Genomic DNA, 20,183 nt, shown 5'->3' with positions numbered 1-20,183 from the left:
TATCTGCAAAAATTGAACGAAAATAAGGGGCTTGATCGCGCCACTCTTAGCAAAAATTTGCTTGATGCAGAGAGTGAGCGGAAAGTTCTGTCGCTGTGAGCCGCAACCCCAGAATAAAACCGCTATCCTCGTCATGCGGAGAAATGGGGCGTATCGCTCGCCTATCGACTATAGCGCGCATACTGATTGCGTAAGCGGTGAATCGACGCCGATACTCCCATGGCTATCCTGATGAAACAAAAATCATACAACGCGCCCTGTGCATAGCACTCAGCAAGCAGGAAAGTTTTGCTATAGTGATCGCAAAACTAAGCGACTGCCCGATTTATTCTCAGATTCTTTAGTTCCCTTTTTCGAATGAACTCACGCTAAAAAGGAAGCACCATGATGCAGCCAGGCATACCGGATGACGAAGCAGCCCGCCTGGCGGAACTGCGCTCGCTATGTGTGCTCGATACGCCGAGCGAAGAGCGCTTTGAGCGCATCACGCGCAGCGCACAACTCTTGTTTGGCGTCCCTGTCGCCTTAATTTCCCTGGTCGATCAGGGTCGCCAGTGGTTCAAATCTAAACAGGGGCTGGATGCTAGTCAGACCCCGCGTGAGGTTTCTTTTTGCGGGCACGCAATCCTGCACGATGCCGTCTTTATGATAGAAAACGCCGATCTCGATCCGCGTTTTATGGATAACCCACTGGTCACCGGTGCGCCCTTCGTGAAGTTTTATGCAGGCGTGCCACTGAAGGGACCAAACGGATATAAGATCGGCACTTTATGCCTGATAGCGCATAGCCCGCGCACATTGAGCGAACGTGAATTGCTGGCACTCACAGACCTGGCGGCCTGGGCCGAAACCGAGCTGGCGGCCATCTATCATCAGCAAAGAGCGTTCGACTGCGAATCGAAACTTGTCAATATTCTGGAAAACGTACTCGATGCCATCATTATCGTCGACGAAATCGATCAGATCCAAGCGGTCAATAGCGCCGCTGTGGCGATGTTTTCGTATGCGGAACAGGAGTTAATCGGCCGTAATATTCAAACCCTGCTGACCGCGTCTTACCATAGCAAACACGAAGGCTTCATACAAAATTACCGCCACGTGAATCAGGAAAAAATGGGTGATCCTGGCCGCGAAATGATAGGCAAGCGCAGCGATGGCAGTCACTTTTCCATCGCCATTTCCATCAGTGAAATGCTGGTATTGGTGGAGCAAAAAATGTGCTACGTGGTGATCATTCGTGAAATTTCCGAACTCAAGCTGGCAGAGAAAAAACTGCGCGACAGCAGCCAGTTGTTCAACACCTTGATGAATAGCACCACATCCTATGTCCATGTACGCGATTTACAAGGCCGCTATCTCTATGTGAATAAAGAATACGAAAGCATTTTTCATTGCAGTAATGCCGATATTTTAGGTAAGAGCTACCTCGATGTATTACCCTTAGAATTGGCAGAAAAAGTAGCCATGAGTGAACGCCTGCTGATCGAGAAGGGGCTCACTCTACAGACAGAAAATAGCGTGCAAGGCGAAGATGGCACGCATACTTATCTGGTGGTCAGATCGCCCCTATTCGATGCTGAAGGGAAGATCACCGGCACCTGCGGCGTTGGTACTGACATCACGGAAAACAAGCGTTTAGAGCAAGAAACCAGCAAGGCACTTTCCTCCCTACGCGCCAGCGAAGAGCGCTGGAAGTTTGCTCTGGAAGGCAGCGGTGATGGGGTCTGGGATTGGGATATTCTCAGCGGGAAAGTACAATTCTCAAAACGCTGGAAGGAAATGCTAGGCCATAGCGAAGCGGAAATCGGTGATACTTTGACAGAATGGTCGCGTCGCGTCCATTCCGCAGACTTGCCCGCCGTAATGGCCGATGTAGAGGCGAATCTGGCTGGCAAAACCACTAGCTTCTCGAATGAACATCGGGTCTTATGCAAAGACGGCAGCTATTTGTGGATACTCGATCGCGGCATGGTGGTGCAGCGCGCTGCCGATGGTGCGGCCTTACGCATGGTAGGCACGCATACCGATATCTCGCAACGCAAACAGATGGAGCGTATCAAATCCGAGTTTATCTCCACCGTCAGTCATGAGTTACGTACGCCGATCACCTCGATACGTGGTTCGCTTGGTTTGCTGGAGGCCGGAATACTTGGCGCTTTACCTGACAAAGCGCTAGACCTGATCAAGGTCGCTAACCGCAATAGTCAGCGCCTGATTACCCTGGTCAACGATATTCTCGACATGGATAAGCTGCTCTCAGGGCAAATGACTTTCGCCACTGTCAGCGTCGATGTCAAGGACTTGATTGCCCAGGCGATCGAAGCCAATGCTGCCTATGCGGCGAGCTATCAGGTCCGTTATCGCATGGAAGCTACTAGCTTGAGCGCAATCGCCATCGGCGACCCAGATAGGCTAATGCAAGTCATGGCAAATTTACTCTCGAATGCCGCCAAATTTTCACCACCTGGGGCTGAGATAGAAATCCGTATCGCAGATGCCGAACAGTACTGGCGAGTCGAGGTCGAAGATCATGGCGAAGGTATCCCACTAGAGTTTCAAAGCCGCATCTTTGAGGCATTCGCACAAGCCGACAGCGACAATACCCGCAAGCAGGGCGGCACCGGGCTAGGCTTGAATATCAGTAAAAACCTGATAGAAAAAATGGCCGGTGAAATCGGTTATGTGACGCAGCCTGGTCTGGGTACCTGCTTCTGGTTCACCGTCCCTCGCGCCTGAAAATTTAAACATTTATAGGGAGTATGCCTAATGCTGCACCTTAAACGCACGTACAGCAAGCGCCACACCCAGACACAATAGACATACCCCTACCAGTATCTGCGTAGCGGGAAACTCGCCGCGCAATATAAAGGTATACAACAAGGCGGCTAAAGTTTCAAATACGATTAATTGTCCGGCCAGACTGGTAGGTAATTTTTGGCTGGCATGATTCCAGAATAAAGTGCCTAGCCAAGAGGCGGCAAAACCTAATATCAACATCGCCGCGATAAACTTGCCGGGCTGTGCGCCCAAGGGAAAAGCATAGCCGTCAGGCGCACCATGTAATTTGGCAAATAGCGCGTAGCCGGCCAAACCTAGCAGGGCCAGCGGCAGGGTCATCAAACCCTGAGCGGTGGCCCAGGTACTGGAGCTGATATGCGTATACACCTTCATATAGCGCGCATTCATGATCGGATACCAGGTCCAGGCCGCCACTGCCAGCAAGGCAATCAGACCGCCCTGTAAATACTGGGCCGGGCTGCGCTGAGCATTCAGATGGCGCATTTCTGCCGCATTCACCAGCATCAGACCGATCAAAATGCACAGCAAGGGCAGCACCAGCTTGTTCCAGGCGATGCCCTCGCTGGCGTGCTGCGGCGACCAATTCGAGCAAATCGCAATCACCACTGGCAGCGTACCTATCAACATCGTTGGCAAGGGCGCGTCTGCCAATTGGATGGCAGTTGCCAGTGCGGCGTAATAAATTATATTCCCGACTAAGGCTAGCTTGAGCGCGGCAATCCAATCCTGGCGGCGTAAGCGGGCGATGCGCTTGCGATCGAACCAGGCCGGTACCAGGGCGATCAGACCAAATGCGGCATATCGCCCAAAAGATAAAATCAGGCCGGGGTAATCGGGTAACAATAAAGGGGTAATGAATACCAGTCCCCAGAGCAAGCCAGCAGCAAGTGCGGCCAAGATGCCGCTTAACATAAAATAATTCCTCACAAAAGAGCATAACAAAGCTTGCGCGCATGATACTTGAAAGCAGCAGACATTTTTAGAGTGAAGGAAGAATCGTCCCCTGCCTTACCTTACCTTGTCTTAACAAAGAACGGTTAAGGCGATGCGCCTGACTGGAACAATTTTGTGCCAACCCTCATTTTATGAGATGCATGCTGCGATGAAGCGCAAAATTGCCTGGATTCCACTACGCGGCGGCGTTTCTGGTCTACACTATGTATTCATTTCGCCCTGTTTGGCGATCCGTAATTTTAATTGAAGGTGCCCTCATGTTGTTACGCTCCACCTTAATGTTGCCGCTGTTTTCTCTGTGCATGCTGAGCGCCTGCGATCGCCTCGGTCTGGCAGATCCGGCCAAAGATGCCGCCGCTAAAGAAGCCGATGCGCGTGCCACAGGCAGCGCTTGCCGTCACGCCGGGCGCGGCGTTGAAGATTGCTATTCACAAAATCCGGATTCCGCACGCGCTGCAGTTTTTGCCGGCTGGAAGGAAATGAACGACTACATGCGTGAAAATAAAATCGAAGAAGTCAAGCCTGACGCCAACGCGGCAGCCGCTAAAGCCGCCGCCGCGGAAGAAGCCAGTAGTGCCGCGGCTAAAGCCAGCGAAGAAGCCAGCGCCAGTGAAAAATCTAAGTCATCTAAAAAATCAGCGAAACACTAGTCATGCATAAAAATGCCGCATTAATTGAAAAATTTTATACCGCCTTTCAACAGTTAGACGCGGACAGCATGGCGCTCTGTTACGCCGACGACGTACAGTTTTCCGATCCGGTTTTTCCGAATTTACAAGGTAATGAGGCCGCCGATATGTGGCGCATGTTGACCAGCAAAGCTCAAGATTTCTCGCTGGTGTTCGACGGCATTACAGCGGACGAACAAAAAGGCCAGGCGCACTGGGTCGCCACCTATACGTTTTCGCAAACCGGACGCATCGTGGTCAACGATATCCACGCCAGCTTTGTATTCAGAAACGGCAGAATTATTCGCCACACAGATCACTTCGATTTATGGAAATGGGCGCGTCAGGCGCTAGGAATCAAAGGTGTACTCTTGGGTTGGACACCGCTGGTAAAAAACGCGGTGCGGGCGCAGGCGGCTAAAGGTTTGAAGATATTTCGTAGTAAACGTGGCTAAAAAAACGCGAATCTAATCGATCCTTGAGACTTTCGCGCTAACGGAGAAGCTGGCGACACTGTCCGCCAGCTTCTCGACGAGCATCACTCTGCGGCTTTTTTCGCGGCGGTCTTATGATAAATGATAATGTTTTTTCCGCCATCGCAATTACCTACTACGCGCTCTTTGGTTTCTGTCCCTTTGGGCGCGACTTCCAAGCTGTAATTGCTGACACCCTTGCCTGCCAGTTTCGTCTCAATTTTCGTTTTTAAATCCTCACAGGAAGTCGTTGCAGCCCAACTCGTGGCGGATATCAGAATCAGACCGCTTGCCAAAATACCTTTTTTCATCTTGCATGCTCCTCTGTTTACTGAGTGAAATAAAAAATCAACCTACGCCATGCCTGTCGCCTCAATGCGCAGCGACCCGATTACCATTCATCAGTAGCTGGTGATAAAACCTTATCATCTCTGCGTAGTTCTTAACAGATATTCTTTCATTTGTACCATGAAAACGTGGTAAATCGTCTGCGCTGGCTCGCACCGGAGAGAATTTGAAGATATTTTCACTCAAGCCATCGAAATAACGTGAATCGGTGGCGCCTAACATTAGCCCAGGAGCCACAATGGTATTGGCAAATACTTCGCGTATCGTCGTATTGAGCCTTCGATAGGCCGCGCTATTAATAGGAGAGACCCGCGAAGGTTCGGAATTCCCCGGCACCGTCTTGAGGCTAATCGCCTCGTTTCCCACCACCTGTTTTACGTGCTGCAGCACCGTCGCTTGCGTATCACCTGGCAGGGTGCGGAAATTCACGCTCGCTTGTATATGACCGGGTAAGACATTATCTTTATTGCCTGCGTGTACAACCGTGAGCGCGGTGGTGGTGCGCAGCATCGCATTGGTGCTGCCGCCCTTGACCAACTCACGCTGCACCAGCGGCCGAAATAGCCATAGATTCGATAACAAGACCCGGTTAACACCTGTCATCTCAGGTGCGATGGTCTCAAACATATCGAGCGCAACACCCTGTATCTGGGCCGGAAATTGCTGTTCCTCTAGCCGCGCCAACGCCAGGCTCATCATTCCTATCGCAGTTTTTTGCGGCGGCATGGAGGAGTGTCCAGGCGTGGCATCCAGACTCAGCTCTAGGGTGGCATACCCTTTTTCTGCCACGCCTATCAAGGCCGCCGACTGATCCAAACCCTTGAGTATGCCTTCGGTAATCAGCAGACCCTCGTCGAGCACGTAGTCGAGCTGAATCGCACGCGACTGCAATAGCGCAGCGATGGCCTGTCCGCCTTGCAGGCCGCCCACTTCTTCATCATGGCCAAAGCCCAGATAGATGGTCTGACGCGGTTGAAAACCACTTGCCAGCAGGGTTTCTACCGCTTCCAGGATTGCGAATAAATTGCCCTTATCATCCCAGGAGCCGCGACCCCAGATATAACCGTCTTTAATGACGCCATCAAACGGCGGCTGCTGCCAATTTTGTTCGGTTGCGGCTGCGACAGGCACCACATCCTGATGTGCCATTAAGAGTAAGGGCTTGGCCTTGGGATCGCTGCCTTCCCAGGTGTACAGCAGACTAGCGGCACCCACAGTTTCGCGTTTTATTTTGCTGTGTATTAAGGGGAAAGCCTGCTGCATATGCGCATGCATCTTTTTGAATTCTGCGATGGCCGCATCGGGCTGACCCTGATGCGAAATCGTTTGAAAACGCAACGCTGTAGCCAAACGCTGCGCCGCGCCCGCCTGATCCAAATTCAACACAGCTAGCGGGGTCACTGCGATTTGTTTCGAGGTATGGCGCAGAGTATTGAAGCCCAGCACAGCCACCAAGATCAAAAGCAATATCATTACAAATAGAAAAATTCGTTTCAGCATGACAGCTCACAGAGAAATTTGCGGTGCCTGATCATTTCATGATTTAGTCGAATTGCCTAGTTTTTTGTCGCAAGCGCTATGTGTCAAGATAAGAAAATTTCCAGCCGCACTTTTTCACTTATTATGAGCTTAATCCTTGATCTTAAATCAAACCAAAATTACGAGCTTTAACCCCCACAAAAATTTCTTGTAATTGCTTTTCATTCAAACCGAAAATGCCGGAAAACAGACCGCCCAACACGGCGCGATACTCGTTCAAAACCGGGTAATCGCGATTTTGGAATAGTTTTCCCGGCTCTAGCCTGACTTGCTCACCGACGATGCGGCCACCCTTGATGCCGCCACCCAGCACCCAATACACGCTACCATGCCCATGGTCGGTGCCGCGCTTGCCATTTTCACGGAAGGTGCGGCCAAATTCACTGATCACCACCACCGTGGTATTGCGCCAGGTCGTCCCCATTTCTTGCTGATAAGCTGCCAGGCCACGGCCTAGTTCTTCAAACTTATTCGCCAACGCCCCAGTCGCTCCGCCCTGATTGACATGGGTATCCCAACCGCCGACATCGATAAAGCCCAGCGCATACTTATCGCGCATCAATTTGGCGACCCGCCTTGCTTCTAATTCAAAGCCCTTGGTCGAGAGCGCATTGCGATCCGCCTGCATCATTTCATTTTGTTCGGCTTGCTGCTGGCTGCGCAATACTTCATCACGCACAGCAAAACCTTCGCTCACTTGCTGCGCCAGTCCGGTTTGACTATACATATTGCTGATGATGGCGCTTTGACGCGCATCCATAGAATTTTTACCTTTTACTCGCAAGCCCGCATTGGCGATCTGCTGACTGCCTTGCATAATCAAGGGTAATTGATCGGTGAAGGACATCGCTGCCGCACCATTGAGTTGCGCTGCCAACCGGTTTAAAAATCCAGAATGTAAATTGCGGCTGCTATTGAGTGGCTGGCCCAACTCTATGCTGTCCTGGGTTTCAAAATGGCTGCGCGATACATCGTCGGTGCCGGCAAACGGGATAAACGCCGCCTCGCCTTTTTGGAACATCGGGTAGATGCTGGTGCGCAGAGCCGGATGCAAGCCCCAATCGGCATCTAGTAACAAGGCGCTGTCTAGGGACTCACTCGGTTTGGCGATGGCGATATTTGGTCTAGCCTCATAATAAAAGTTACTCGAGGTAGGGATCAATAAATTGCTGGCATCGTAAGCGCCGCGTAAAAACACCAACAACAACTTGTTTTGGGTCGCAGGTGCGGCCAGCAAACGGCTGCTAAGCGTGCTGGCGCTGAGTGCAGCACCAGCCTTGAGTAGCTCACGTCGATTCATAAATTATCCTCGAAGCTAAAGAGTTTTGTAAATTGAAATTAACGCCGCATCATCTCTGGTGTCGCCAGAAAGAATGCCGCCCATTCTTGCGGCGAACCGGCTTGTTGTAGCGCCTGTTGGGACTGCGGGCTAAACTTTTTCACCCAGTTTTTAACATACTCAGAATTTGCCAGTGCGGGGCGCGGCAAATCTTTTGCCGCGATCTTTAGCTCTTGATTTTCACTACGAAATAGTCCCGGACTGCCAGCGGCGATGGTTTTGGCGATATCGAAACGGCTGGCCATTTGCGCTGGGCTAGCCCAACTGCTCTCCTCCAAAGAGTAACCATCTGGAGTCTGATGCCCATTGCTTTGCTGCCCGAGACTATTCAACCAATTAAGCATGGGCGAGGTATTGATGATGCTAGCGCCATCGTAAGCCAGTCGTATGCTTGCAATCACGTAATGCAGCGGATCTTTAAATTTAAGACCGAGTGAGGCGGCAAATTCTGGCGTGTCGAACATGGTTTTGAGCACCGATGAGATATCGCCATCGCTTCGTCGGAAACTTTGCGCCATGCTGTCAATCAAAGCCGGGCTGGGGCTATCCGATACAAAATACATAGCTAATTTTCGGCTAATGAAACGTGCGGTAGCTGGCTGCCTGCTGAGCAAATTGATGGTCTCATCCACCTCCGCTAAGCCATGTCCGCGTATGCTCTTGCCTAGTAACTGCTTGTCGCCAAAATCATGGCGTTTAGGATTAAATTCGAACAAGCCTTTTCTGAAATAGGCCTTTTGCAGCTCTGAACGTAAATGCGGCGCAGTGGAACTCAGATTAATACCCACGCCAGTCAAAACCCGAGCCAATTCCTGTACATCGCTTTGCGTATATCCACTACCTACGCCCATGGTGTGCAATTCCATCAGTTCACGTGCATAGTTCTCGTTGATACGACCGACAGCATTATGTTCATTATCAAGATAACGCAGCATGGCAGGATGCATCATGGTGGCGCGTAACAGATCGCGGAAATTCCCTAACGCATAGGGGCGTATCGCCTGCTCTTCAAAGTCACCCAACATGGCACGCAGATTTTGTTTTTGATTGGAGATATTGAAATGATTCATCCAGAACCACACCATCTGCTCCTGCAATTGCGCTGGCGAATACACGGCACGCAGCAACGAGCGCGAGGCAGCTTCCCGCGCCAATCGGGTCAGCTCTTGTTGATAGGCTTTGCGTAGCGTGTCATCGCTGCCTTTCTTTTGCGCCGCTGCTTCTCTTTGCGCTTCCAGTACGAACATCATTTCTGGAAACGGCTGCTGGACGATCGTCATGCCATCGATCTGCGTCTGTATCGCTGCCGGTAAGACGGCATTAGGGCGATGTAATTGCTGATCCAAATACAGATCCATGCTTAGCGTCTGCAAGGCAGCGGAGCTGGAGGCATTCGCGCCCCAGCTAATCCGGTTCAAGAGCTTGTCAGGGTCGACTTTAGCCGCTTGCAGGGCGTCGCCAGGCGCAGCATAACTAGGCGCGACGGTTTTGACGACGGACTGAGCTGCAGTAGCGACAGGCAATGGACGCGTAGTGTGCGATTTGCCAGAACTACTGCAAGCGACCAGGCAACTTAAACTGATGCCAGCGACCACGAGACTTAGGCGCCGCTGAAATAGATCTGACATGAAATAGGCTCCGATATAATTTTTATCAGGATACAACGCATGCCCTTTGATTTCGTTGTCGTCTATCGCAGTTTTTATTAGAAGTTTAGTAACGTCATGTAACAACAGGTTTTATAAAGCGGACTTACAAGTCGTCTTCCCATCCTGCATCAGGCAACTAGTAAGCGGTTTGCCATGTTGATCCCAGGCTTGCATTTTCCAATTCGCACCTACTCTCTCCATGGTCATGAAGCCGGCTTGATTGCTATTGCTAAAGTGAGCCACTGCGGCTTTGGCGTAAGGCGTGGCACCCGCCGGGATCTGATTTGGCAAAGCCTGATCCAGAGATGAACCGCCATTACCGGCGACAAACTGGCTAGGGTGGTCGGAAGCAAAAGTAATCGCCTCAAACAAATGCACATGGCCCGCTAGCGTCGCCTGCACCTTAGGTGGGAACAGGCGTTCGGGATGGCTTTGCTGCATGAGGTCTTGCAAGGCCGGATTGCCAGGTGTGAAGGCAGGTGCAAAACCCAAAATAGGATGGTGATTCATAAAAATGGAGAATTGCGCTTGCTCGGCCAGTTGATCGGCCGCCTGCAATTGCGCGGAATAAATTTGATAGGCACTTGAAGTCTTTTCCAAAATTTGGCCAGGCACTTTGGCTGAATCGAAAACGATCAGTTGCGCGCTCTGTCCGCCCATCGTACCTAGAGGTATGGCATACGGCGCACTGTAATCGCCTTGCAGGTCGTCAGCTTCGCGATTGCAATCACGCCCGGCTTGTAGCGGACGTGGATCCATAAAGCGCCACCAGCCTTGGCCAGCACGACCACAGGATTCATGATTGCCACGTACCACCACCCACGGTGCTGCCGCTAATAAAGCAGCGGCAGGCGTGAAAAAATCTGCGCGCCAAGTATCCCAGCCGTAACCCCATGGGCTGGATGCACAGCTGCTATTGCCAGGGCTGCAGGCATTTTCACGATAGTGATAGTCGCCCACGTGTATCACTAAATCAGGCTGAAAACTGGCGGCAGTTTTGGCCACTTGAGCGAAGGCCCATTTCGCCGCATCGTTACACTCTTGAAAATAATTACTGCCTTTTTGCAAGCGGCAGCCGGTATCCCCGATTACGATAATTTTTTGCGGCAGCGCTTTCGGCAAGGGCAGTACCCGTCCTGCGATGCTGGCCGTTTTTACACTCGCCTGCAAGTCGGCTTCACAACTGTTTACCTCAAACAACGAGGCCTTGCTATCGGCGGCGCTGCTGACAGTTTTTCTCTGCGCTATGCTGGCAGCACCGGCACGCAGCTGCATGCGCTTACTGACGCCGTCCTGACTAAGCTCAGGACACTCACTGGCCGTGGTAATGGCGCGTGCCTGCGCTTGTCCTTGCTCGCCCATAACTACCCAAGCGGCGAGTATGGGCCCGTCGTTAGTTAGCGGCTCAGCAGGGGAAGTCGTAGTCGTATTTTGGCTGGGCGTAGAACAAGCCGCCAGAGTGATGAGGATAACAATGCTACTGCTCACTGCGCGTAGCCGGGATTTAAAAATGACAGCCATGGTGGTTTTCTCGCTTGAAATGTGTCGATGTTTGCACGTCTATTTTGCCTGCAAGATATGACGCGCTTATGATGTTTTTCTGATGTTCCCAATTTGCTAAACGCAATAGCCATGCGCCTTAGCGGCCTAAATGCTGCCAGCAGGCGCATCCACTATGCGCAAGCACTTTTGGAATTTACTCTATTCCTGCCCTCAAGTAATGCCCATGCACTGATACGCTAGCTTCTTAAATTCGAAAGAAAACGGGTGCCAGAAACTCATTTGACGCTGCGCCATCAGCACTCCGGCGATGTTGTGGCGCGGCGAAATCCACCAATGCGTGCCGGCGATTCCACCCCATTCAAATTCTCCGGCAGACCCTGCCGGATCTGCTAAGCCCGGCTGCAAAATCACCGCGCCGCCAAAACCAAAGCCCTTGTTCGGCAAATAACCAACGCTAGGGAAGGAGATGCCCATGCCGTCGGGCAGCTGATTCTGCATCATCATGGCGATCGTCGTAGGTTTGAGCAACTGTCTACCACCGGGCATAAGGCACCGTAGCAGCGCCAGCATATCGGGCAGGCTAGAGACTAAGCCACCGCCACCGGAGAGGCGCGGCACCGGCGTCAGATAGGCTCCGGGATAGGGCGCATCGTCGCGCCGCTTCAGACCGCGCTTGAGCCGATTAGTCGGGTCGCTGCCCGAGTAATAGGCAGTCAGTCGTTCGCGCTCAGACTCAGGCACCACGAAACCGGTGTCATGCATGGCGAGCGGCACAAAGATATGGCGGCGGATAAACAGATCAAAACTCTCACCACTAATCACTTCCACCAGACGTGCCAGCACATCGCTGGCGATCGAATATTCCCAAGAACTGCCCGGCTGAAAAGCCAGGGGCAGATCTTCCAGCAGATCGAGCAGATGCGATAAAGGCGTAAAGGCGTTAAACACATTGTGTTCTACATAGGCTTTATAAATGGTCGTGCCATGATCCAGCCAGCCGTAACTGAGTCCCGAAGTATGCGTCAGTAAGTGGCGTATCGTGATCGCGCTTTTGGCCGGCTCGGTGTCATGAATATCCGTGGTGCCGGGGCGCAGTACCTGGCGCTTAGCCAGTTGCGGCAGATAGATGTCGACCGCATCCTCCAAGCGCAATTTTCCCTGATCCATCAGCAATAGCACTGCCATAGAGGTAATCAGTTTGGTATTCGAGAACACCCGAAACAAATGATCGGGACGCAAGGCAATCTGGTTTTCGATATCGGCATCACCGAGGCAATCGAGGTAGAGCAGCTCTTGCCCATGCAGTATGGCTGACGAGACGCCCGCCAGAATTTGTCGATCAACATAGCTTTGCAGCGCAGGTCGGATCACACTAAAGTCGTGGCTACTAGGCGATATCATGGTGAAAAACTCAAGGCAGAAAGATCACATTTTAACTGCTAGCATCCAATTGCGTAAGTCTGAGCCCGACCTCATTGTCGCTACGCCTACTGGTGATGCTCAGACACGCAGACACGTAGACAAACCGCCGAGCCTCTGCCACGCAAGTTTTTGGTGCAAATTGATTGGCACAATTTTTGCTATGTTTTTTCTGGAATTTTTGCTAAAAATTTGTGTTCGATTACAGGCAATCTGTTATCCGCTTTTGAACTTAGCAGAGCGACTTAGAAGCGCATCAGTTAGTGCAGCTGCAATACATAAATATCTACGTATTAATACTTGCAAGCGGTAAAGATTTGATGCACCATGCGAACGCAAGCTGTGATGGAAAAGCGAATGTCAAATGCTATTAAAATTGTTTTTTTAACTGGGAACGATATGAGTCAGGCGCATCAAAACGAAATGAGAAAATTTTCTGTATTGCTATCCACTGTCATTTGCTCTGCGACGCTGCTCAGCGCTTGCCAGAAAACGCCTGAACCAGAAGTAAACACCGAAGCCCCAGCCGTCGCCATCAGCGACAAACCTACAGGATTGGTCAAGGCCGCAGTCCGTCAAGTTGATAAGAATAAGGACGTAGGTCAATACCTCGATCAATTCTCGACTAAGACTGCGGCGGATATCGCCAAAGAAGAAAAACTGGCAAAAGACGCCAAAGAAGCCAAACTGGCACTCGAGGCCAAACTCGCCTTAGAGGCCAAAGCCAGAGAAAGCAAAACGGCCAGCAATGCCAAGCCTGTCGCGGTGGCACCAGTGCTGGTAGCGAAAGCGCCAGAAGTTTCCGCCTCGGCCGCCGTGCAAGCGCCCCCCAAAGCTGCGCCGATCGCCGCTGTGGTAGCGGCCGCGACCCCAGCGCCGGCGCCCGCCGTGGCAGAGGTAACACCACTCAAACTACTCTCTAGTGTGCAACCTGGTTTTCCGAGAAACGCCATACGTGCCAACGTCACCGAGGGCGTAGTCAGCGCGCGCATCCACATCAGTACCGATGGCAAGGTGACTCAGGTCGAAATTTTAAAAGCCAAACCGGCCAAACATTTTGATCAGGAAGTCATCAGCGCTGCCCTGCAATGGAAATACGCACCGATCTCCAGTCCTCAGACCAAGCTCTTGGAGTTCGCCTTCAATCGTGAGAATTAGACCAAGCACGCACTAGCGAAATCGCTATTGAAATAGCAGCGCCTTTAGAGGCGCTGCTATTTTTTTGCCTCGCGCTGAGGCTGCGCGCTACATTGATCCCAGACGAATGCCAATTCTTAGTGCATTTCTGCCCGCTATGCCTCATTTTGGACTTGTTGGCGCTGTAATTTCTCACTTTTCCCTCCCCCGCTCGCGCTAGCGCTTGGCACGCAAATTGCGTTACTCATGCTTAGTTAAACATGATTAGGACTTACGCAAAATTGTCCCAGCTAGGCGTGCCGTCGAAGACTTACTTTAGTATGGCAAGGCGGATACGACGACTCTGGGGCGGTTTTGCGTAAGTCCTAAAGATTCCGGTTTGATGTGCATGGTTGCATACCCTGATCGGCAACGCATCCATCTTTGTGATTTAATTTTTGATACCAGCACACGGAGCACACTCTCCTGTCATTATTCAGCACTTCCTTGTCACGCAGACTCGATCCCTGGCGAGCGTGCATAGCTTCAACCCCTTAAGGAATTTCTTATGCTAGACAAAATCAGTAAAAGAATTTTGGCCGAACTACAAATCGACGGCCGCATGAGTAACGTGGAATTAGCGGCCCGCGTCTGCCTGTCGCCCGCCGCCTGTCTGGAGCGGGTGCGCAAGTTACAGGAGGCTGGTTACATACTCTCGTACACGGCGCAACTCAATCCGCAAATGTTAGACGTCGCCTTGCTGGTGTTTATCGAAGTTGTACTAGACCGCACTACGCCCGACGTATTCGAATCCTTCAAACGCGGCGTCAAGGCGGTACCGGAAGTGTTGGAATGCCATATGGTCGCCGGTGGCTTCGATTATCTGGTCAAGGCCAGAGTCAAGGACATGAACGCCTATCGCCATTTTTTAGGCAAATCGCTACTGCAACTCAATGGGGTACGCGAAACCCATACTTATGCGGTGATGGAAGAAGTCAAAAATACCACGAGCTTGCCTATTCATTAGTGGTCATTAGTGGTTTTTAAGATACATTAATATTCTAGCAATTAAACTTGGCGAACCCACATGTTGGCGTTTCGCCGATCTACTCATGGCTTGCAACACGCATATTCTATGCGGCCTGCAAGCCAATTTCGCCCTGACAGCCGCATGGAATATGCGCTTTCACCTGGCCATAGTCGCCTGCAAAATAAGGCGGCATTACATCTCCTTACACTCTTTCGATTTTTAGCCAAATCGGCTTAGGCTAGAATCCTCGATTGCTCAAAGTCAACATATCGGATGTAACTCGCTAGTCCGAGCATAGGCACAGAAATATTCCTATCCAAGTTGATATTCGTAGGACTTACGCAAAATCGCTCCAGCGTCCGTGTATTCGCCTAGCCGGACCAATTTTGCGTCAATCCTAATGAGCTAATAGCTTTTCTACGGCAAATAAACTCTGTTTTTTGCCGGTGACTCCTTTCTATTCTTGATTACCAAGCTTACTACTATGCGCCTACATCCTTGTCTCCTCAGATTTCTCGCTATTGCGCTCATTAGCGCACTCTCTGCCTGCGGGGGCGGCGGTAGTGGCAATGACAAGTCTAGCAATCCTGACGTGCCGGTGGCTGGAAGTGCGGCAGGCACGGTGACGCCGCCGGGCGCAGTGACACCGGGCACTACTCCACCAGTGATAGCACCGCCGGTAGAGCTGCCGCCCAACATCGTGATCCCTGAAAGCCCGCTCGATCTGGCCTTGCGTGGCGGTGATGCCACTAGCCTCAAAGCAGCAGATGCTGCCGCGATCGCGCTTGCTGCACGCGACTTTCTGGCGCAGTTATCGGATCAGCAAAATAAACTTAGCGCTGCCCTGCTTGCCAATGTCAGCAGCGAGTATGCCCCCACCAAACAAAGTCAATTTCTATTGCCGCTCAATACTGAGTTATCTAGCCCGTGGATAGTCGGTGACAAAGCTCAGACACTGGCCAGTATCAGCATCGCCAATAAGGGCCGTAGCGCAGGCTATGGAGCGAATGTGCTGGAGCAGTTTCGTAACAACAGCAATCTGAACCATGCGCCAGCGTTTAAACGTCTGTTGAGCTGGCTGGTGCAGGGCGATGCCAACCTGACCTTACCCGCCAGTTTGCCAATTGCCTGGGCCGGCCTCAATGCCAGCAATGGTCTCGCTGGATTGAGCAAGATCGGTGTCACGGCGACTAAACTGTCTTGCGATCTGCTAGCCGATGCCAGTTGTAACGCCGCTGCCCAGTTGCTGATACTGGGCGGTGATTTGCCGGCTAGCGCCACTCTGGAAGCCACGGTACGGACCTGGGTTAGTGCCGGAAAACCTGTGCTGTATTTGCATACCAGAGCTTCGGGAGACAGCGAATCCGGACGTCAAATGCTGAGCGGCATGGGTCTGCAACTGGGCGGCTATGCCGGCAATTATTTCAGCAATGATCTGGTCGCCGCCGGCCGCAGCAATGCCGACAATCTGGCCAAGCTTGATCAGTTTGCCGACAGCCGTGCTTTGATTAACCGCATCGCCAACAATAGCTGGCGCACTGACTACGCATGGAGCGCCTGCACCACCTATGTAGGCTCGATTAACTGCGACAATGTGCCCGATCTGCAAAAAGAACTGATGACACCAATCGAGTCGCTACGTCAGCAAATCGACGATTTCACGCGCAGCGGTCGCAACCTTTTCGCCACCCCGAATACCACTACCTTGCGCCTGTTGGCACTGTGGGCTGATGTGCAACGCAAACAAATCGTTTATCCGGTCGATAAAACTAGTAAACCTGTAGAGTTTCAGAAAGCGCTGGTGGCCGATGCGCTGGTGGCCTATGTGCGTCCGCTGGCCATTGCCCAAACTGATCTGAGTTCTTTCTTGAGTAAAAGCGCGGCCACTTTGCCGGTCTCCGCCAGCGATGAAACCATCAGCATCAGCCTGCCCGCCGAGCAGGGCTTTACCGCCATCGGCCGCTTTGCCGTGCCAGGTAAAACCCTGCAGATAGAATTAATCGATGCCGGTAGCGCGACGGTGGCCTTGCGCCTCAACACGCAACGCGTTAGCTCGACCCGTTACCTAGGCGCAACCACCTATACCCGTCCTCGTTATCTGGCCAGCCCGGCTATCAGTCTAGCGAAAGCGAGCCCGCTACAAGTGAACAGCCCTTATGGCGGCACCATGCAGCTCGAATTTAGCGGAGCTACGGCCGGCCAGATCGTCAAATTGCGGCTACGCGGTGTCGCACAACATCCGTTTTTTGACCTCAGCGCCGGTAGCGATAAGGCCGCCTTTATTGCCGCACTCAACAACGGCCAGTTCGACTGGGCTGAAATCAAGATGCCGGGTGCTGAGATCCATACCAAGGTCGCCAAGATGAAGGACGTGCTGCAAAAAGACTATGGCAACGATATGGTCCGTTATCTCGATGAGCTGCGCGATTTATTGATAGAAGGCGATTACCGTATGGCTGGCTATGCACTGAAGGGCTTAGACCTACCAGCAGCAGTGCAAACTTTTTGCACTGGCCTGGCCTGGAATTGCACCGACCCCGTGATACATCGCGGTCCAGGAACCCAGCACATTAATTCGGATGATTTTGCCGCTTGCGGTTCGGGTTGCTCGGGCAATCCCTACGATCAGGATTGGGGCGTAAATCCGCGCGGTTGGGGCGAGAGCCACGAGCTCGGTCACAATCAGCAACAGGGCATACTCAATATCTATGGCGGCCGCAGCGGCGAAGTGTCGAATAATCTGTTCCCGCTAAGGATGAACTGGCGTGTGCTGCACGAAAAAAATACTTATGCTCCTGAATTAGCTAGCCGCGTAAAATACCAATCCGTTTTCGATATGATCAATGCCGGTCGTACCAAAGCCGATCCGCTGGAAGCCCGCTATCAGAGCATCTGGGGCTCGGACGCCTACGCCACACAGAACGGCGAACGTATGGCTTTCTATATGCAATGGGTACATTACTGGCACGCCAGAGTCAACGACGAGGCGCGCGGCTGGGATATCGTCACTCTGCTGTACTTGCACCAGCGCCAGTTTGCGCGGGCTGATTGGACCGCCAATAAAGACAAGCTAGGCTATAGCCAATACGCCACGCGCCCTGCGGTAGACGGCAACGACAATATGCTGATCGCCTTATCCTGGATCACGCAGCGCGATCAACGTCCAACGTTCGATCTGTGGGGAGTACGCTACTCGACGACTGCCGCAGCACAGGTTGCCAGCTATGGTTTTGCGGTGGAGCCGGCCTTGTTTTACGCGTATAAAGTCACGCCAGATAAAGTCTCCGCTGTTAAAAAAATAGACATGGGCGTGGCGACACCGGTGTGGCCGTTCTAAAGACAATAAAACCGTCATTACAAAAGGAAACTTCTAAAACCCTTTAATCGGGATGCCGCGCAAGGCGCAAACCGGAGCAATACGTCAGTATTGCGAGGAGTTGCAACGCCGCGATGCGCCCGAGTATAGGGCTTTTAGAAGTTCCCAAGAAGCCTTGCGCAATATCCATGGACCTCACAAGCCGATATCGGCCTGTAAGGCGCATGGATGTTGCGCATAGTGTTTTTGAATTTCTGAAAAAATCCTTGTCAAGCTCGTCTCATTCTCCCACTGCAAATCCCCAGCGGTTAAAATAAAGCACATCGCGCACTTAGTCGCGGTGCTTGTTACGACACGGGAATCAGTATGAAAATCGGTATGCAAACCTGGGGCAGCCATGGCGACATACGGCCGTTTTTAGCGCTGGCGCAAGGCTTGCAAGCGACGGGCCATGAGGTCACTTTAGTGATTACCTGCGTCGACCATGCGCAGTACCAAAGCATGGATAATGAGCATGGCGTGAAGATCATCATGGTCGCCTCGCCAGTGATAGCCGATCCAGCCGAAGGCGCACAAGCGGCTTTAAGAATTTTCAATACCCGCAACGCGATCAGGCAATTAAAGCTGATTTTTAGCACACTGTTCGCACCCGCCGAAGCGGCGATGCTTGCGGCGGCGCAAGCGCTGTGCCAAGAATCTGATTTGTTGATAGGTCATTTTTTTCTGCATCCTTTGCAAATCGCCGCCGAAAAATCCAAAAAACCGTATATGACGGTGATGTTTGTGCACAGCCTGATTGCGACAAAATTTTTGCCGCCACTAGGTTTCCCTGCGCTCGGGCAATGGGGCAATCGATTTGGCTGGTGGTTAGTGAAAACCACGCTACAACTGCAACTGGGCAAATACCCCAATCGCTTACGTCAACAGCTAGGTATGCCGGCTGGCCCCGACCTGCTCAGCAAGGTCTGGAGTTCAGAACAATTAACTTTAATCGGCGTCAGCCCTACAATCGCGGTACGCCAGCCTGACTGGCCAGCGCATGTGCAAGTCTGCGGTTTTCTCGACATGCCCAATGTCGCACTTGAAGGTCAATTATCCGAGGACTTGAGGGCTTTTCTGCAGACTGGTGACGCACCGGTTTACATGACGTTTGGCAGTATGATGGTGAAAGACTTAGGCAGTCAAAGCCAGAGCTTGCAACTACTCACGGCAGCGGCCAAACTAGCCGGCTGTCGCGCCATCATTCAAGCCAGTTTATGGCAAGAATGTGGCTACGCAAACAGCGCGAATATCTTGTACGTGAGTGCGGCGCCGCATCACCTGGTGTTTCCACATTGCCAGGCGGTGCTGCACCACGGCGGCGCTGGCACCACCCACTCGGCCACACTGGCTGGCAAGCCATCGATCGTGGTGGCGCACCTCGACGAGCAAGAATTCTGGGGTCAGCAATTACAAGACTTAGGAATAGGCGGCAAGCCGCTCAGACGCCGTAGCCTCACAGCCACCAAATTGGCCCAGCAAATTCTAAGCGTCCTGAACACCCCGCAGATTGCGCGACAAGCTAAAAAAATGGCGCTTGCCATGCAAGCAGAAAATGGGGTAGCGAATGCGGTTAAACTGATCAATGAGCAGTGTGCTGCGATTGAAGCATAGAGGCAGGCAGCAACGCTGCCAAATTGCAGTAATTAACCATGCACGCTGCGGCTGTCCGCCGGCGCTTGCTCACGCTCAGTCATGCCGTAATCACGGATCACGCCGGCGATACGCAGGCGGTAATCCTGAAACACCATGTTACGACCCTGGCTTTGCGCTTCCCGATGGACGTCGCGGTTGCGCCAGCCCGCCACCGCGGCTTCATCGCGCCAAAACGATAGTGAGAGAATTTTTTGCGGGTCACTCAAGCTCTGAAAACGCTCTATCGAGATAAAGCCATCCATCTCCTTGAGGGTAGTCGCGAGCGAGGCGGCGATATCCAGATAGGCTTGTTTGGATGCCGCATGCGGCAGTACTTCAAAAATAACGGCAATCAT

15 protein-coding genes are annotated in these 20,183 nt (G+C 52.2%); 7 read left to right on the top strand and 8 right to left on the bottom strand.

Annotated features, from left to right (window positions below):
• The first annotated feature begins 384 nt into the window (after positions 1-384).
• On the top strand, positions 385-2,736 hold the full coding sequence (locus ACO0K8_RS07270) for a PAS domain S-box protein (protein ID WP_422945987.1): 2,352 nt from the start codon (positions 385-387) through the stop codon (positions 2,734-2,736).
• A gap of 27 nt (positions 2,737-2,763) precedes the next feature.
• On the opposite strand, the gene ACO0K8_RS07265 is transcribed toward ACO0K8_RS07270, so the two are convergent.
• A complete protein-coding gene (locus ACO0K8_RS07265; protein WP_422945986.1) occupies positions 2,764-3,711 on the bottom strand; it encodes a DMT family transporter in 948 nt (315 codons plus the stop codon).
• Between the two features lie 299 nt (positions 3,712-4,010).
• Between ACO0K8_RS07265 and ACO0K8_RS07260 the strand changes: the two genes are divergently transcribed.
• Both ACO0K8_RS07260 and ACO0K8_RS07255 read left to right on the top strand, forming a co-directional pair.
• Positions 4,011-4,403 (top strand): hypothetical protein, encoded by a 393-nt coding sequence (locus ACO0K8_RS07260; protein ID WP_422945985.1) that lies wholly within the window; start codon positions 4,011-4,013, stop codon positions 4,401-4,403.
• Between the two features lie 2 nt (positions 4,404-4,405).
• Positions 4,406-4,876, top strand: a complete 471-nt coding sequence (locus ACO0K8_RS07255; RefSeq protein ID WP_422945984.1) for a nuclear transport factor 2 family protein — start codon at positions 4,406-4,408, stop codon at positions 4,874-4,876.
• A gap of 83 nt (positions 4,877-4,959) precedes the next feature.
• Here the strand turns inward: ACO0K8_RS07255 and ACO0K8_RS07250 are convergent, their stop codons facing one another.
• From ACO0K8_RS07250 to ACO0K8_RS07225, 6 genes are all read right to left on the bottom strand, one after another.
• Entirely contained in the window at positions 4,960-5,205 is a 246-nt protein-coding gene (locus ACO0K8_RS07250) for a DUF1161 domain-containing protein (protein WP_422945983.1), read from the bottom strand.
• Positions 5,206-5,266: 61 nt separating this feature from the next.
• Entirely contained in the window at positions 5,267-6,742 is a 1,476-nt protein-coding gene (locus ACO0K8_RS07245) for a M20 family peptidase (protein WP_422945982.1), read from the bottom strand.
• A gap of 142 nt (positions 6,743-6,884) precedes the next feature.
• The gene (locus ACO0K8_RS07240; protein WP_422945981.1) at positions 6,885-8,081 is read right to left on the bottom strand and encodes a DUF1501 domain-containing protein; all 1,197 of its coding nucleotides are present in this window, start codon (positions 8,079-8,081) and stop codon (positions 6,885-6,887) included.
• Positions 8,082-8,119: 38 nt separating this feature from the next.
• On the bottom strand, positions 8,120-9,748 hold the full coding sequence (locus ACO0K8_RS07235) for a DUF1800 domain-containing protein (RefSeq protein WP_422945980.1): 1,629 nt from the start codon (positions 9,746-9,748) through the stop codon (positions 8,120-8,122).
• 111 nt (positions 9,749-9,859) lie between these two features.
• A complete protein-coding gene (locus ACO0K8_RS07230; protein ID WP_422945979.1) occupies positions 9,860-11,290 on the bottom strand; it encodes a metallophosphoesterase family protein in 1,431 nt (476 codons plus the stop codon).
• 192 nt (positions 11,291-11,482) lie between these two features.
• Complete coding sequence (locus ACO0K8_RS07225; protein WP_422945978.1) at positions 11,483-12,673, bottom strand: serine hydrolase domain-containing protein; 1,191 nt, start codon at positions 12,671-12,673, stop codon at positions 11,483-11,485.
• 417 nt (positions 12,674-13,090) lie between these two features.
• Between ACO0K8_RS07225 and ACO0K8_RS07220 the strand changes: the two genes are divergently transcribed.
• From ACO0K8_RS07220 to ACO0K8_RS07205, 4 genes are all read left to right on the top strand, one after another.
• Entirely contained in the window at positions 13,091-13,849 is a 759-nt protein-coding gene (locus ACO0K8_RS07220; RefSeq protein WP_422945977.1) for a TonB family protein, read from the top strand.
• A 526-nt stretch (positions 13,850-14,375) separates the two neighbouring features.
• A complete protein-coding gene (locus ACO0K8_RS07215; RefSeq protein ID WP_422945976.1) occupies positions 14,376-14,834 on the top strand; it encodes an Lrp/AsnC ligand binding domain-containing protein in 459 nt (152 codons plus the stop codon).
• Between the two features lie 487 nt (positions 14,835-15,321).
• Positions 15,322-18,174, top strand: coding sequence for an ImpA family metalloprotease (locus tag ACO0K8_RS07210; RefSeq protein WP_422945975.1), 2,853 nt, complete (start codon positions 15,322-15,324; stop codon positions 18,172-18,174).
• A 345-nt stretch (positions 18,175-18,519) separates the two neighbouring features.
• Positions 18,520-19,806, top strand: coding sequence for a glycosyltransferase (locus ACO0K8_RS07205; protein ID WP_422945974.1), 1,287 nt, complete (start codon positions 18,520-18,522; stop codon positions 19,804-19,806).
• 32 nt (positions 19,807-19,838) lie between these two features.
• Here ACO0K8_RS07205 and ACO0K8_RS07200 read toward each other — a convergent pair whose 3' ends face one another.
• A complete protein-coding gene (locus tag ACO0K8_RS07200; protein ID WP_422945973.1) occupies positions 19,839-20,183 on the bottom strand; it encodes an antibiotic biosynthesis monooxygenase family protein in 345 nt (114 codons plus the stop codon).

This window comes from Undibacterium sp. Ren11W (assembly GCF_049340485.1).
Taxonomy (GTDB): Bacteria; Pseudomonadota; Gammaproteobacteria; order Burkholderiales; family Burkholderiaceae_D; genus Undibacterium.
The sequence above is the reverse complement of the archived record's forward strand: the minus strand, read 5'-3'. Positions and strand labels throughout refer to the sequence as shown.

Bases quoted from the DNA above. Each gene is read 5' to 3' on its own strand.
- ACO0K8_RS07270 (WP_422945987.1), top strand. From the start codon at position 385: ATGATGCAGCCAGGCATACCGGATGACGAAGCAGCCCGCCTGGCGGAA.
- ACO0K8_RS07265 (WP_422945986.1), bottom strand. From the start codon at position 3,711: ATGTTAAGCGGCATCTTGGCCGCACTTGCTGCTGGCTTGCTCTGGGGA.
- ACO0K8_RS07260 (WP_422945985.1), top strand. From the start codon at position 4,011: ATGTTGTTACGCTCCACCTTAATGTTGCCGCTGTTTTCTCTGTGCATG.
- ACO0K8_RS07255 (WP_422945984.1), top strand. From the start codon at position 4,406: ATGCATAAAAATGCCGCATTAATTGAAAAATTTTATACCGCCTTTCAA.
- ACO0K8_RS07250 (WP_422945983.1), bottom strand. From the start codon at position 5,205: ATGAAAAAAGGTATTTTGGCAAGCGGTCTGATTCTGATATCCGCCACG.
- ACO0K8_RS07245 (WP_422945982.1), bottom strand. From the start codon at position 6,742: ATGCTGAAACGAATTTTTCTATTTGTAATGATATTGCTTTTGATCTTG.
- ACO0K8_RS07240 (WP_422945981.1), bottom strand. From the start codon at position 8,081: ATGAATCGACGTGAGCTACTCAAGGCTGGTGCTGCACTCAGCGCCAGC.
- ACO0K8_RS07235 (WP_422945980.1), bottom strand. From the start codon at position 9,748: ATGTCAGATCTATTTCAGCGGCGCCTAAGTCTCGTGGTCGCTGGCATC.
- ACO0K8_RS07230 (WP_422945979.1), bottom strand. From the start codon at position 11,290: ATGGCTGTCATTTTTAAATCCCGGCTACGCGCAGTGAGCAGTAGCATT.
- ACO0K8_RS07225 (WP_422945978.1), bottom strand. From the start codon at position 12,673: ATGATATCGCCTAGTAGCCACGACTTTAGTGTGATCCGACCTGCGCTG.
- ACO0K8_RS07220 (WP_422945977.1), top strand. From the start codon at position 13,091: ATGAGTCAGGCGCATCAAAACGAAATGAGAAAATTTTCTGTATTGCTA.
- ACO0K8_RS07215 (WP_422945976.1), top strand. From the start codon at position 14,376: ATGCTAGACAAAATCAGTAAAAGAATTTTGGCCGAACTACAAATCGAC.
- ACO0K8_RS07210 (WP_422945975.1), top strand. From the start codon at position 15,322: ATGCGCCTACATCCTTGTCTCCTCAGATTTCTCGCTATTGCGCTCATT.
- ACO0K8_RS07205 (WP_422945974.1), top strand. From the start codon at position 18,520: ATGAAAATCGGTATGCAAACCTGGGGCAGCCATGGCGACATACGGCCG.
- ACO0K8_RS07200 (WP_422945973.1), bottom strand. From the start codon at position 20,183: ATGATTGCCGTTATTTTTGAAGTACTGCCGCATGCGGCATCCAAACAA.